Origin of the sequence: Micromonospora sp. DT201, from assembly GCF_049841575.1 — a bacterium.
Classification (GTDB): Bacteria; Actinomycetota; Actinomycetes; order Mycobacteriales; family Micromonosporaceae; genus Micromonospora.
In genome coordinates this window covers 295,402-308,776 of sequence record NZ_JBNCKP010000004.1, presented here as the reverse complement: position 1 = coordinate 308,776, position 13,375 = coordinate 295,402, and the positions used below count along the sequence as shown (strand labels likewise).

At 70.9% G+C, this 13,375-nt stretch carries 12 protein-coding genes; 5 read left to right on the top strand and 7 right to left on the bottom strand.

What is annotated here, in order from left to right:
• Positions 1-85: 85 nt before the first annotated feature.
• Positions 86-556 (bottom strand): nuclear transport factor 2 family protein, encoded by a 471-nt coding sequence (locus ACLQ28_RS10885; protein ID WP_425686093.1) that lies wholly within the window; start codon positions 554-556, stop codon positions 86-88.
• Here ACLQ28_RS10885 and ACLQ28_RS10880 point away from each other — a divergent pair.
• Entirely contained in the window at positions 555-1,319 is a 765-nt protein-coding gene (locus ACLQ28_RS10880; RefSeq protein ID WP_425686092.1) for a helix-turn-helix domain-containing protein, read from the top strand. The genes ACLQ28_RS10885 and ACLQ28_RS10880 overlap by 2 nt on opposite strands.
• Here the strand turns inward: ACLQ28_RS10880 and ACLQ28_RS10875 are convergent.
• From ACLQ28_RS10875 to ACLQ28_RS10850, 6 genes are all read right to left on the bottom strand, one after another.
• Positions 1,306-2,193, bottom strand: coding sequence for a PmoA family protein (locus ACLQ28_RS10875; RefSeq protein ID WP_425686091.1), 888 nt, complete (start codon positions 2,191-2,193; stop codon positions 1,306-1,308). The genes ACLQ28_RS10880 and ACLQ28_RS10875 overlap by 14 nt on opposite strands.
• Entirely contained in the window at positions 2,190-2,969 is a 780-nt protein-coding gene (locus tag ACLQ28_RS10870) for a hypothetical protein (RefSeq protein WP_425686090.1), read from the bottom strand. Before ACLQ28_RS10870 ends, ACLQ28_RS10875 begins: the two co-directional genes overlap by 4 nt.
• Positions 2,953-3,852 carry a carbohydrate ABC transporter permease gene (locus ACLQ28_RS10865; RefSeq protein ID WP_425686089.1) on the bottom strand — a complete coding sequence of 300 codons (900 nt, stop codon included), beginning with the start codon at positions 3,850-3,852 and terminating at the stop codon, positions 2,953-2,955. The genes ACLQ28_RS10870 and ACLQ28_RS10865 overlap by 17 nt, the downstream gene beginning before the upstream one ends.
• Complete coding sequence (locus ACLQ28_RS10860; RefSeq protein WP_425686088.1) at positions 3,852-4,835, bottom strand: carbohydrate ABC transporter permease; 984 nt, start codon at positions 4,833-4,835, stop codon at positions 3,852-3,854. Before ACLQ28_RS10860 ends, ACLQ28_RS10865 begins: the two co-directional genes overlap by 1 nt.
• 77 nt (positions 4,836-4,912) lie before the next feature.
• Complete coding sequence (locus ACLQ28_RS10855; protein WP_425686087.1) at positions 4,913-6,262, bottom strand: ABC transporter substrate-binding protein; 1,350 nt, start codon at positions 6,260-6,262, stop codon at positions 4,913-4,915.
• Between the two features lie 19 nt (positions 6,263-6,281).
• A complete protein-coding gene (locus tag ACLQ28_RS10850; RefSeq protein WP_425686260.1) occupies positions 6,282-7,412 on the bottom strand; it encodes a LacI family DNA-binding transcriptional regulator in 1,131 nt (376 codons plus the stop codon).
• A 227-nt stretch (positions 7,413-7,639) separates the two neighbouring features.
• Here ACLQ28_RS10850 and ACLQ28_RS10845 point away from each other — a divergent pair, with 227 nt between their 5' ends.
• The 4 genes from ACLQ28_RS10845 to ACLQ28_RS10830 all read left to right on the top strand — a co-directional run bounded on the left by ACLQ28_RS10845 (position 7,640) and on the right by ACLQ28_RS10830 (position 13,327).
• Positions 7,640-8,968, top strand: a complete 1,329-nt coding sequence (locus tag ACLQ28_RS10845) for a Gfo/Idh/MocA family protein (RefSeq protein ID WP_425686086.1) — start codon at positions 7,640-7,642, stop codon at positions 8,966-8,968.
• A 25-nt stretch (positions 8,969-8,993) separates the two neighbouring features.
• Positions 8,994-10,427, top strand: coding sequence for a glucuronate isomerase (uxaC, locus tag ACLQ28_RS10840; protein WP_425686085.1), 1,434 nt, complete (start codon positions 8,994-8,996; stop codon positions 10,425-10,427).
• Positions 10,428-10,541: 114 nt separating this feature from the next.
• A complete protein-coding gene (locus ACLQ28_RS10835; RefSeq protein ID WP_425686084.1) occupies positions 10,542-11,846 on the top strand; it encodes an enolase C-terminal domain-like protein in 1,305 nt (434 codons plus the stop codon).
• A complete protein-coding gene (locus ACLQ28_RS10830) occupies positions 11,837-13,327 on the top strand; it encodes a mannitol dehydrogenase family protein (protein ID WP_425686083.1) in 1,491 nt (496 codons plus the stop codon). Before ACLQ28_RS10835 ends, ACLQ28_RS10830 begins: the two co-directional genes overlap by 10 nt.
• Positions 13,328-13,375 lie beyond the last annotated feature (48 nt).

Genomic DNA, 13,375 nt, shown 5'->3' with positions numbered 1-13,375 from the left:
ATCCGCTCGAGGATATGGGGCCGCAGACCCGTCCGGGGCAGAAGTGGCCGACATGGAGGCACCCGACGCGGCTGCCTGCCCTCGGTCAATGGTGAGCAGATTCCCACCACGCCAGATTGGCGGCTGCGTGGGCGACCGGTTCGATGATTTCCCACACCTCTGCGATGGACCCGTCGGCGATACGCAAAACGTCGACGACCACGATCTCCGGTCCCCCGTCGGGGAGCCGACGCCGCGAGTGCACCACGACATGGTCACTGTCGGCCACCAGATGCAGGATTTCGACCTGCATGCCGGCGGTCGGGCCCAGCGCGGCACGGACAGCGGCGAGCCATTCCGCTTTGCTGGAGGTTGTCGAATCCGGCCGGTGGTGGATGAAATCCTCGCGGAGGCACGAGGCGAGCGTATCGACGTCGCCCGTCTCGACCAGCCCCGCCAGGGCGCGTTGGACGATGCTCTTGTTCTCAGTGGTCATGCCACAAGTGTTTCCCCAGCCCGTGCGGCTGTCGATGAACTCGCACTTCATGGCGTTCGGCGCGACGATGAGTACGCTCATGATCGTGTATACGGTCGGGGAACTCCTGCGGCAATGGCGGCAACGCCGGGGGCTCAGCCAACTCGACCTGGCGATCGCCGCGGACGTTTCGGCTCGGCACGTCAGCCTGGTCGAGACCGGCAAGTCCAGGCCAAGCGCGGACATGATCCTCCGGCTCGCCGATCAGCTCCATGTGCCGCTGCGTGACCGCAATCGGCTGTTGCTCGCCGCCGGCTTCGCACCCCGCTACGCGGAGCGTCCGCTCGACGACCCCGCCCTGTCGGCTGCCCTCGACTCGGTCCGCAGGGTCCTCCAGGCGCACGAACCGTACCCGGCACTGGTCTTCGACCGTCGGTGGAACATCGTGCTGACCAACCGCGCGCTCGACCCGTTCCTCGCGCAGGTCGCGCCCGATCTGTTGCGACCACCGGTGAACCTGGTGCGGCTGGGTCTGGACCCGCGTGGGTTCGCTCCCCTGGTCGTCAACCTGGCGGACGTGCGTGCGGTGTTCCGCAGCCGGATCTCGCGCCAGCTCGCCGCCGCGCCCGACGCGGAGCTCACCGCACCCTACGAGGAACTGCTGCTGCCCGAGGACCCGACGGGCCAACGGGTCGACGCCGACGTGGTGATCCCGATGATCCTCCGGATCGACGGACGAGAGCTGCGGTTGTTCTCCACCATCACCACCTTCGGGACCCCGATGGACATCACGATCGAAGAGATCGCGATCGAGTCCTACTACCCGGCAGATCCGGAGAGCGCCGCCTACTTCACGAAGCAGTAGCACCGTCCGGCCGCCTGGCGTACGCGCTGGCTGCCAGGGCAGCGGCGGCGGCGCGGTCCAGCACACCGTCGGCGACGACCACCGTGTGCCGGCCCCGCCGCGTCGTGCCGGCCGCGATGGTGACCGGCCGCTCGAACGCGAACGCCACCCCCACACCCGGATACATCCCGGCCCGCACGAACCACCGGTCGCCGTCGCCGAGACCACTGAAGACCAGGGTGTACGCCCGACCGTCCGGCCCGGTGCCGGCGAGGGCGACCCACGGCTCGGCGGAGCCGTTGACCGCCTCCTCCTCCGTCGCCGAGGCGGTGAAAGCCGACGCGGGCTCGGCCGAAACCGCCCGCCAGAAGAACCCGCCGTAGCCGGCACGGTCGGGGCGGCCGTTGGTCGTCGGGCTACCCAGCCGCACGTCCTGCCCGGCCGGGGCGCTCAACGTGTAGTCGATCTCCAGCCGCCAGACCGGCACGTCGCCGGTCAGCGGAGCGGCGGTGAGCTGGCGGTGTTCGGTGAGCAGCACCGACCCGTGCGGGTCGCGCCACTCAAGCCGATGGGCCAGCCGGTCGGCGGACCGCTCGACCCAGCCGGTGTGCGCGATCCGCCCGTGGTCGTCACGCCAGGTGTAGCCGACGTCGCGGACGTAGGTGCGCCCTCCCCAGAGGTTGCTGCCGTTGACGTCCTGCACAGCCAGGGAGGCGCCGAGGTGCCAGACATGATCGGCGGGCAACGCGTCGGTGACGACCGTGCCACCCAGGGTGCGTACCGGGTGCAGGTACGGCCGCGGCCCGTGCCGGGCGTCCACCGCCGGGTCGACCACGTACCGGGCCACCTCCGTCCCGTCGACCACCAGCCGCGCCGACTCCTGCTCGGTGCTCATGGCCGCTCCGCGTGGGCAGAGACCGGCCGACGGCCGGCGGGGCCAGCAGGGGCCGGCCGGCGGCCGGCAGGGCTGACAGAGACCGGCCGACGGCCGGCAGGGCTGACAGAGACCGGCCGACGGCCGGCAGGGCTGGCGGGGGCCGGCCGGCGGCCGGCAGGGCTGGCGGGGGCCGGCCGGCGGCCGGCGACGGCGTGCAGGGCGGCCACGGTGTAACCGGCGAGGATCGGCAGCGCGACCGGGGTGACCAGGACGGCGAGCAGCCCGCCCAGCGCGGTGACCCCGGCGAGCGCCGCCCAGCGGGCGGGCGCGTCGAGGCAGGCGCGGGCGGCGGACCGGGCTGCCGCCCTCCACCGCCCGCCCCCGTTGCCACCCACCTCGACGAGGACCAGCCCGGCGTACCCGATCAGGCCGGCCGCGATCAGTGCGGTCACCAGCAGCGCCGGCGGGCCGCCCGGCACCCGACCGGTAGCCAGCGCCGCCAGGTCGGCGGCGAGCAGCCCGGCCACGGCGAGCGCGAGCAGGCTGACCGGCACTCCGGGGAGCACCGAACGGCCGAACCGGCGCAGGGTGGCCCGCGCCGGCGGCCAGGTGCCGGTACGCGTCCAGTCGTGCACCGCCGCGCTGGCCGTGCCGGCCGCCGCCGCCGCGGTCAGCAGGGGTGCTGCCGCCAGCGTCAGCAGGATGCCGAGCAGCGCCAGGTCGGCGGCGTCGCGGGCGACGTCGCGCCAGTCCCGCTGTCCGCCGGTGTCCGCCGGTTCAGCCCTTGATACCACTGGTGTTGATCCCTTCGACGAGCATCCGCTGGAACGCGACGAAGAACAGGAAGACCGGCAGCAGCGACAGCACCGACATGGCGAACATCGGCCCGACGGCGCTCTGGCTGGTCGAGTCGATGAACAGGGTCAACGCGACCGGGACGGTGTAGTCCTCCAGTTGGGACAGGAAGACCAGTTGGCGGAAGAAGTCGTTCCAGGTCCAGATGAACGAGAAGATCGCGGTGGTGACCAGCGCGGGGCGGCTCAGCGGCAGGATGATGTGCCGGAAGATTCCGTACGGGCCGGCGCCGTCGATCCGGGCCGCCTCGTCCAGCTCACGGGGGACGCCCCGCATGAACTGCACCATCAGGAAGACGAAGAACGCCTCGGTGGCCAGGAACTGCGGGATGAGCAGCGGCAGGTACGGCCATTCGCCGCCGACCAGCCCCAACGTCCGGAACAGGATGTACTGCGGCACGATCAGCACGTGTTGGGGCAGCAGCAGGGTGCCGATCATGACAACGAACCACACCCCGCGCATCCGGAACCGCAGCCGGGCGAAGGCGTACGCGGCCAGCAGGCAGGAGAGGCCGTTGCCGACCACGGCGAGCAGGCTGACCATGGCGCTGTTGAGGAAGAACCTGCCGAAGCTGACGTCGAAGTTGGACCACCCGGCGGTGTAGTTGCCCGGGGTGAACCGCTCGGGCAGCAACCCGACGTTGTTGACGATCTCCTCCTGGGATTTCACCGAGGTGCCGATCATCCAGATCAGCGGGTAGAGCACGACGGCGACGATCGCCACCAGGATCAGCAGCCGCAGCACTGGCCGGCCACCGGGTCGGCGGCGGGTGGTCGGCGCTGCTGCGGTCGGCGCGTCGGCCGTCGGGGTCACCGTCACCATTACCGGTCCTCCCCGTCGGAGTAGTGCACCCAGAACCGCCCGGTGCTGAAGAAGATCGCGGTGATCACCGCGATGGCGAGCAGGAACACCCAGGCCATCGCCGACGCGTAGCCCATCTCAAGGTCGGTGAAGCCGGTGATGTAGAGGTTCAGCGTGTACATCAGGGTGGAGTCGACCGGGCCTCCGGTGCCGTTGCTGAGCACGAACGCGGCGGTGAAGCCCTGGAACCCGTTGATCGTCTCCAGCACCAGGTTGAAGAAGATGACCGGGGAGAGCATCGGCAGGGTGACGTTGCGGAACTGGCGGATCCTGCCGGCCCCGTCGACCGACGCCGCCTCGTACAGCTCGGTGGGCACCTGCTTCAGCCCGGCCAGGAAGATCACCATCGGGGCGCCGAACTGCCAGATGGCCAGCACCATCAGCGTTTCGAGGGCCCAGTCCGGGTCGTTGACCCACGGTTTGCCCTGGATGCCGACGAGGCTGAGCAGCGAGTTGAACGCGCCGTCGCGGTTGAACATGTTGACCCAGACGATGGCCAGCGCGACGCTGCCGCCGAGCAGCGACGGCAGGTAGAACAGCCCGCGGAACAGCCCGACCCCGCGCCAGGCACGGTTGAGCAGCAGCGCCACGCCGAGCGCCGCCGCCAACTTCAGGGGTACGGCGATCAGCGCGAAGGTCAGGGTGACTCGCACCGCGTGCCAGTACGACGGGTCGGCGGTGAACATCCGTTCGTAGTTGGCCAGCCCCACCCACTCCACCTCGGAGAAGGGGGTGAGGATGTCGTAGTTGGTGAAGCTCAGGTAGAGCGACAGCAACATGGGCACCGCCGTGACGCCCATCAGGCCGATGAGCCACGGCGACAGGAAGACGTACCCCGCCAGACCTTCGATGTGCCGCAAGCGCGCGGGCCAACGCCTCTCGGTGTGGACCCGTTCGGTTCCGGGGCCAGGTCGGGTCGGGTCGGGCGCCGTGGTCAACGCCACGAACGGCTCCTCTCCTCGCGTTGGGTCTGTGTCGAAGTCCCTGGCCGGCCGGGGACTTCGACACAGACCGGGGGCGGTCAAGCGATGGCGGACCTGCACGCCTCGACGAACTGGGCGGCGGCCTCGGCGGGGGTGGCCCGGCCGTACTGCGCGTTCTCGGCTGCCTTGATCAACTCGGATCGCACCTTGCTGTGCCCCTTGATCGGCACCTGCGGCGACGTGCCGAACTTCTGGGTCAGCTCCGCCTCGACGGCGATCGACTGCTTCATGGCCGGGTCGGTGGTGTCGTCGCTGACCACCCGGCGCAGGTCCTGGTTGGACGGCAGGCCACGGTCGGTGCCGAGCAGCTTGACCGCCTCCAGGTCGTTGTTCAGGAAGTTGATCACGTCGACCGCGACGTCCTTGTTCTTGCTGCCCTTGAACACCGACCAGTACATCGAGGCCCGGGCCCACTGCGCGCTGGGATCACCGGGGTAGGCGATCACGCCCAGCTCGTCCTTGGTGTTCTTCTTCAGGTCCGGCATCTGGTTGGCCCAGACCCAGGAGGTCGCCGACTTACCGGTGACCACCAACTGCTTGGTGATGTCGCTGGAGTTGCCCTCGTGGATGACGTCGGCGGTCGGGGTGGCCTTACGGTCCCGGGCGCCCTTCCACAGGTCGAACCACTTGGTCACGTCCTCGGCGGTGAAGCCCAACTCCTTGCCCTGGTAGAGGTCCTTGCCCTGTTGGCGCAGCCAGACCCAGAACGCCTTGTAGTCGGCGCTCGGGTCCTGTGTGCCGGGCACCTTCGTCTTGGCGGTGACCTGCTCGGCCCAGGCGATGTGCTGCTCCCAGGTCATCCCGGTGGTCGGCTCGGGCAGGTTGTGCTTGGTCAGCAGCGTCTTGTTGTAGACCAGACCCTGGGTGTTCTCCCCGGAGGCCAGGCCGGCGAGCTTGCCGTCGACCACGCCGTACTGCCAGAGGCTCTCGGGAAACTTGGAGGTGTCCAGCTTGCCGGACTTCTGGTAGGAGGTCAGGTCGAGCGTGGTGCTGCGGGCCGCGTACTCGGCCAGGTAGTTGTCGTCGATCTGGAACAGGTCCGGTGGGTTGCCGCCGGCGGTGAGCGTGGCCAGCTTGTCGAAGTAGCCCTGATTGGCCTGCCAGGTCTTCTCGAAGGTCACGTTCGGGTGCTTCTTGGTGTAAAGAGCCAGCGCGTCCTCGGTCAGTTTGGCGCGGGCGTCACCGCCCCACCAGTAGATGGAGAGCTTGACCGGCGCGTTCGGGTCGGCGGCACCGCCGTCGTCGTCTCCGCAGGCAGCGGCCCCGAACATCAGCGGCGCGGCGACCGTCACGGCGAGCAGGCCGCGCAGCAGGCGCCGCCGAGGCAGCGCGGTACGGTGATTGCGCCCGACAGGCGCGTTGGTGGTGGGGTGCGTTGCGGGGTGCATGTGCGCTCACTCCTCGGTATTAGGAGGCGACGGCGTCACTGGTGGCCGCGGTCGGGATGCCCGGGCCCGCAGGGCAATGCGGGTCCGGGCCAGGCGGTGCGGCCAGGGGACGTGCCGGTCGGGCGTGCGGGCCCGGGCCGGTCGAGTCGCGGATGACCAGGTCGGTCTGGAGCATTACCTGTGCGGTGGTACGACGGATGCCGAGCGCCGCGCCAGCTCCGGGCCCTCGCGCGCCGCGCGGTGACTCGGTGTCCTGTTGCAGCAGCATGTCGACGGCCGTCCGGCCGGCGGCCCCGGTGGGCGTGGCCACCGTCGTCAGTTTGGGGCGGGTGAGCCGGCTCAGCGCGATGTCGTCGACGCCGACGACGCTCACCTCCTGCGGCACCCGGACCCCGAGCGCGTCCAGCCCCTCGATGAGGCCGATCGCCATCAGGTCGTTGTAGGCGAGCACGGCCGACACGCCGCTGCGCCGCACCTGCTCGGCGATGGCGGAGCCGCCGGTCTCGGTGGGCGCGTTCGGGCCGAGCAGGGTAAGCTCCGCGCCGCCGGTTCGGGCAGCCGTGCTGGCGGCTCGGCGCATCTCCCGGTTGGTCCACGAGCTGCGCGGACCGCCGAGCAGCGCGATGCTGCGGTGGCCCAAGCCGATCAGGTGCTCGATCGCCACCCGGGCCCCCTGCCCGACGTCCATCAGCACGCAGGGCAGGCCGGTCACCTGGCGGTTCACCACCACCAGAGGCACTTCACGGCTGAGCTGCTCGATCAGGCTGTTGCTCATCCGAGGGCTGCACAACAACACCCCGTCCACCTGCTTGGCCAGCGCGTGGACCAACTCCTCCTCGGTGGTGGGGTCCTCATTGGTGTCGGCCACGAAGACGTGGTAATCGCGGTGCCGGGCCTGACTCTCGGCCGCCTTGATCAGCGGAGGGAAGAACGGGTTCGCGATGTCCGCGATGATCAGCCCGATGTTGTGCGTACGCCCGGTGATCAGTGCCCGGGCGGCCCGGTTCGGCCGGTAGCCCAGATCTTCCGCGCACGCGAGCACACGGACCCGGGTCTCCGGGTTGACCAGGTGCGGAGCGGAGAAGGTGCGGGACACGGTGGAGATGTGCACACCGGACGCCCGGGCGACGTCCCGGATGGTGACTGGCACGGCGACCCCTTCGTCCGATGTGGCGGCGGTCACGTGGGTGTGGCTCATTAATGCAAACGGTTGCTCCAGTGTCAACGGTCAATGGTTGCGGCTTTATCACCCTTGGTGATCTGCCGCTTCGAAAACACTGACATTTACCGTTGATTGCGTCACCGTCGTTGACGCGATCGGATCGATCGTGATTACTTCACTGCAAACCTTTGCAGGATCACCGGGGAGGCGACCGAATGTCATCGAGAGCCGACGGCCGAATCCGGTACGCCGTCGTGGGCACCGGCGCGCGGGCGGAGATGTTCGTCCGGGCCCTGGTGCTCGACCACGCCGACACCACCGAGCTGGTCGCCTTCGCCGACGTCAACCAGGCACGGATGGACGCGCACAACCGTTGGCTGTCCGAGCTGGGCCACCGTCCGGTGCCCACGTACCCGGCCGCTGACTTCGCGGCCATGCTGGACTCCGAACGCGTCGACGTCGTCCTGGTCACCAGCGTGGACGTCACCCACGACGAGTACGTGGTGGCCGCGCTTCGTGCCGGCCGGGAGGTCGTCACCGAGAAGCCGATGACCGTGGACGCGGCGCGCTGCCGGCGGATCCTGGACACGGTGTCCGAGACCGGCGGCCGGGTGACTGTCGCGTTCAACTACCGCTACAACCCGTTGCACGAACAGGTCCACCGCCTGCTCGCCGAGGGCGCGGTCGGTGAGATCGGCTCGGTGCACTTCGAGTGGCTGCTCGACGTCCGCCACGGCGCCGACTACTTCCGCCGCTGGCACCGTGACAAGGCCACCTCCGGTGGGCTGATGGTGCACAAGGCCAGCCACCACTTCGACCTGGTCAACTGGTGGTTGGCCGCCACCCCCGTCGAGGTGTACGCGGCCGGCCGGCTCTTCTTCTACGGCGAGGAGGGTCGCCGGCACGGCTACGCCCGCGACTACGACCGGGCACACGGCTCCCCCGCCGCGATCGACGACCCGTTCGCGCTGCGACTCGACGCGCACCCCCGACTGCGCGAGCTGTACCTTGACGCCGAGGCCGAGGACGGCTACCAGCGCGACCGCAACGTCTTCGCCCCAGGGGCGAGCATCGAGGACGACATGGCGGTGCTGGCCCGCTACTCCAGCGGCGCCACGATGACGTACCACCTCACCGCCTACGCACCCTGGGAGGGTTACCGGGTGATGGTCAACGGCAGCCGGGGCCGGCTGGAGTTGGAGGTCACCGAGAACGACTTCGTCGACCGGGGCACCGCCGGCGCGGTCAAGGGCGCCGCCCTGCACGGCACCGAGGCGCCGGCCGAGGGCGGCGGTGCGACGCTCACCCTGCGCCCGTTCTGGGCCCCACCCCAGCAGATCCCGGTCGCGGATCGGACCCGACACGGGCACGGGGGCGCGGACGCCCGGATGACCGCTGTGCTCTTCGGTGGCCAACCCGACCCGCTGGACCGCGCCGCGACCGCCGACGACGGCGCGTTGGCCCTGCTCACCGGCCTGGCCGCCAACCGGTCCTTCGAGACCGGCCAACCGGTCCGGGTCGCCGACCTGCTCACCCCCCGCTGACCCAGGAGACGAGGAGCCTTTCCCCGTGCCGACGTTCGACCACACCGACCTGCTCCTGCCGCCCGAACCCGGCCAACGCGCGCTGGCCCGGGAGCTGTACGCGCTGGCCGCGGAGCAACCCATCATCTCGCCGCACGGGCACGTCGACCCGGCCCTGCTCGCCGAGGACCGACCGTTCCCCGACCCGGCGCAGCTGCTCATCGTGCCCGACCACTACCTGACGAGGATGCTGCTCAGTCAGGGCGTACCCCCGGCGGACCTGGGCGTGCCCACCCGCGACGGCAGCCCGGTGGAGACCGACGGCCGGGTGATCTGGCGGCGCTTCGCCGCGCACTGGTACCTGTTCCGGGGCACCCCGTCGCGGCTCTGGTTGGAGCAGACCTTCCGCACCGTGTTCGGGGTGCACACCCCGTTCGGCCCGGCCACCGCCGACAGCCTCTACGACGAGATCGCGGCCCGGCTCGCCGAGCCGGACTTCCGGCCCCGGGCGCTGTTCGAGCGGTTCGGCATCGAGGTGCTCGCGACCACCGAGTCGCCACTGAACGACCTGGGCCAGCACGCCAAGCTGGCCGCCGACGGCTGGGGCGGGCCGGGCGGTCGGGTCGTCACCACGTTCCGTCCGGACGACGTGGTGGACATGGAGTTCGAGGGCTGGTCGACAAACGTGGATCGGCTCGGCGAGTTGGCCGGCGAGGACACCGGCACGTACGCCGGCTACCTGGCCGCGCTGCGGGCCCGGCGCGCCGCGTTCATCGCCGCCGGCGCGACGTCCTCCGACCACGGCCACCCCACCGCGCGCACACTGGACCTGGCACCGGCCGAGGCCGAGCGGCTGTACGACCGGGGCCGGCGAGGCGAGGCCGATGCCGCCGACGCGGAGGCGTTCCGCGCGCACATGCTTGTCGAGTTCGCCCGGATGTCGCTCGACGACGGCCTGGTCATGCAGTTGCACCCCGGCGCGGTGCGCAACCACAACCGTTGGCTGCACGCCCGGCACGGCCGCGACGTCGGCGGCGACATCCCGCAGGCCACCGAGTACGTGCACGCGCTCGCCCCACTGCTGGAGCGCTACGGCAACGATCCGCGCCTGCGCGTGGTGCTCTACACCCTCGACGAGGACACCTTCACCCGTGAGCTGGCGCCCCTGGCCGGCGGGTACGCCGCACTGCTGCTCGGCGCGCCCTGGTGGTTCCTGGACTCCCCCGAGGTGCTGCGCCGGTTCCGGGAGACGGTCACCGAGAGCGCCGGCTTCTACAACACCACCGGGTTCGTCGACGACACCCGGGCGTTCTGCTCGATCCCGGTCCGCCACGACGTGGCCCGCCGGGTGGACGCAGGCTTCCTGGCCCGGCTGGTCGCCGAGCACCGCCTGCCGATGGACGAGGCGGCCGAGACCATCGTCGACCTGGCGTACCGGCTGCCCAAGCGCGTCTTCAACTTCGAGCGGAACGGCCGGTGAGCGCGAGGAGTGCAGCGCAGCGGAGCCCCGCAGTCGCGAACGAAAGGCAGGCTCAGTGAGCGCGAGGAGTGCAGCGCAGCGGAGCCCCGCAGTCGCGAACGAAAGGCAGGCTCAGTGAGCGTCACCATCACCTCCGTCGACGTGCACGACGTGCGGTTTCCGACCGCCGCTCGGGGCGACGGATCCGACGCGATCAACCGGGGCGACTACTCGGCGACGTACGTGCAGCTGGGCACCGACGCCGGGCCGGTCGGCGCGGGGTTCACCTTCACCAACGGTCGGGGCAACGAGATCACCTGCGCGGCGGTCCGCGCGCTGGCCCACCACGTACGAGGGCGCACGGTCGAGGAGATCACCGCCGAGCCGGTGGCGTTCTGGCGCTCGCTCAGCGCCGACGTGCAACTGCGCTGGCTGGGCCCTGAGAAGGGCGTCATCCACATGGCGACCGGCGCACTCGTCAACGCGGTCTGGGACCTGCGGGCCACCCTGGCCGGCAAGCCGATGTGGCGGTTCCTCGCCGAGCTGCCCACCGACGACCTCGTCGCCAGCATCGACTTCCGGCACATCACCGACGCGCTCACGCCGGACGAGGCAGCGGCCATCCTCGACAAGGGACGCGACGGCCTGGCCGACCGGTTGACCACGCTGGTTCGGGACGGCTTCCCGTCGTACACCACCTCAGTCGGCTGGCTCGGCTACCCCGACGACAAGGTGCGGGCGTTGACCCGGGCGGCGTACGACGACGGCTGGCGCGCGATGAAGATGAAGGTCGGCGGCCCGCTCGCCGACGACCTGCGTCGGGCCCGGATCATCCGGGAGGAGATCGGCCCGGACGCGCTGCTGATGATGGACGCCAACCAGGTCTGGGACGTCGACGAAGCGATCACCGCGATGGCCACGCTGGCCGAGGTGGATCCGTACTGGATCGAGGAGCCGACCCACGCCGACGACATTCTCGGGCACGCGCGGATCGCCCGCGCGGTGACCGAGCTGACCGACGGCCGGTGCCGGGTGGCGACCGGTGAGGTGGCGGCCAACCGGGTGATCTTCAAGCAGCTCCTGCAGGCCGAGGCGATCGGTGTGATGCAGATCGACGCGTGCCGTGTCGGTGGTGTCAACGAGGTGCTCGCCGAGCTGCTGCTGGCGGCGAAGTTCGGGGTGCCGGTCTGCCCGCACGCCGGTGGAGTCGGCCTCTGCGAGTACGTCCAACACCTGGCCATCTTCGACTACCTGCGGGTGGGCACCGGCCTGGACGGTCGGATGATCGAGTACGTCGACCACCTGCACGAGCACTTCGTCGACCCGGTGCGCACCCGCGGCGGCCGCTACCTGCTGCCCGACCGGCCCGGCTACAGCGCCACCATGAAACCGGCGTCGATCGCCGAGTTCCGCTTCCCGGACGGCCCGGCATGGCGGTGACCGTCAACGCCTCCCGGCTCGGCCTGGGCATGCTGCGCCGGTTGCCCGCCGAGGCCCGTCCGCTGGTCCGGCCGGGCACCGTGCCGACCGGCATCGTGCACCTGGGGCTGGGCGCGTTCCACCGAGCGCACCAGGCCGTCTACACCGAGGCGGCGATCGGCGCGGCCGGCGGCGACTGGGGCATCCTCGCCGTCGCCCCCCGCAGCACCGCCATGGTCGAGGCGCTCACCGCCCAGGACAACCTGTTCAGCGTCAGCACCCTCTCCGCCGCCGGCAACTCCACCCGCGTGGTGGGCGCCCTGAGCGGCGTACGGCACGCGCCCAGCGACCCGGACGCCGTGGTGGCGCTGCTCGCTGACCCGGCGGTACGCGTCGTGACGCTGACCGTCACCGAGAAGGCGTACCAACTCGACCCGGTGACCGGCCAGTTGTCGCCCGACGCGGCGCTCGCCGCGGACCTGGCCGGCGGTCGCCCGCCGAGCACGGTGCCGGGGCTGCTGCTACGCGGGCTGGCCGCCCGGGCCGCCGCGGACGCCGGGCCGGTGGCCCTGGTCAGCTGCGACAACCTGCCGGCCAACGGCCGACGACTGCGCGGCATGCTCGACCAGACGGTGAGCTGTGCCGTCGGGGTGCCCGGTCTGGTCGAGTGGGTCACCGGCAACGTCACCTGCCCGGGCACCATGGTGGATCGGATCGTGCCGGCCAGCACCGCGGAGACGATCGAAACGGCTCGCCGGGCGCTCGGCGTGACCGACCTGGCCGCCGTGGCCGCGGAGCCGTACGCGCAGTGGGTCATCGAGGACGACTTTCCCGGCGGCCGGCCGGGCTGGGAGCACGCCGGGGCGGTGCTCACCGGCGACGCCGGCCCGTGGGAACGGTTGAAGCTGCGCACCCTCAACGGCGTGCACTCGGCCGTCGCGTACCTCGGCGCGCTGGCCGGTCGGGAGACGATCGCCGACGCGTTGGAGATCCCGCACCTGGCCGACGTGCTGCGCAGGCTGATCACCGAGGACGTCGCGGCCAGCTTCACCCCGCCGGACGGCGTTCGGGTGGTCGACTACGGCGAGCAGGTCCTCGCCCGGTTCAGCAACCCGGCGATCCGGCACCGCACCCTGCAGGTAGCGATGGACGGCTCACAGAAGCTGCCGCAGCGCGTCCTGCACACCATCGTCGACCTACGTGCGGCCGGCCGGTCCGCGCGCTGGGGCGCGCTGGTCGTGGCGTCCTGGTTGCGCTTCGCGCTGGGGTACGCCGACGACGGCCGGCAGTTGCCGTTCCAGGACCCACTGGCCGGGCCGATCCGCGCCGCGCTTGTCGCCGGCGCGCAGAGCCCGGAGGGCGCAGTCGACGCCGTCTTCGCGCTGCGGGAGGTCATCCCGGTCGAGGTGGCCGAGGACGACGATGTCCGCGCCGACGTGATCGCCTGGCTGACCGCGCTGCAACGGCACGGCGTCGAGGCCACATTGGCCGGTGCCCGATGACCGGGCTGAGATTGGCCGGTGCCCGATGACCGGGCTGAGGTTGGCTGG

Excerpts from the sequence above, each read along its gene's own strand:
- ACLQ28_RS10880 (WP_425686092.1), top strand. The coding sequence starts at position 555 with ATGATCGTGTATACGGTCGGGGAACTCCTGCGGCAATGGCGGCAACGC.
- ACLQ28_RS10885 (WP_425686093.1), bottom strand. The coding sequence starts at position 556 with ATGAGCGTACTCATCGTCGCGCCGAACGCCATGAAGTGCGAGTTCATC.
- ACLQ28_RS10875 (WP_425686091.1), bottom strand. The coding sequence starts at position 2,193 with ATGAGCACCGAGCAGGAGTCGGCGCGGCTGGTGGTCGACGGGACGGAG.
- ACLQ28_RS10865 (WP_425686089.1), bottom strand. The coding sequence starts at position 3,852 with ATGGTGACGGTGACCCCGACGGCCGACGCGCCGACCGCAGCAGCGCCG.
- ACLQ28_RS10855 (WP_425686087.1), bottom strand. The coding sequence starts at position 6,262 with ATGCACCCCGCAACGCACCCCACCACCAACGCGCCTGTCGGGCGCAAT.
- ACLQ28_RS10845 (WP_425686086.1), top strand. The coding sequence starts at position 7,640 with ATGTCATCGAGAGCCGACGGCCGAATCCGGTACGCCGTCGTGGGCACC.
- ACLQ28_RS10830 (WP_425686083.1), top strand. The coding sequence starts at position 11,837 with ATGGCGGTGACCGTCAACGCCTCCCGGCTCGGCCTGGGCATGCTGCGC.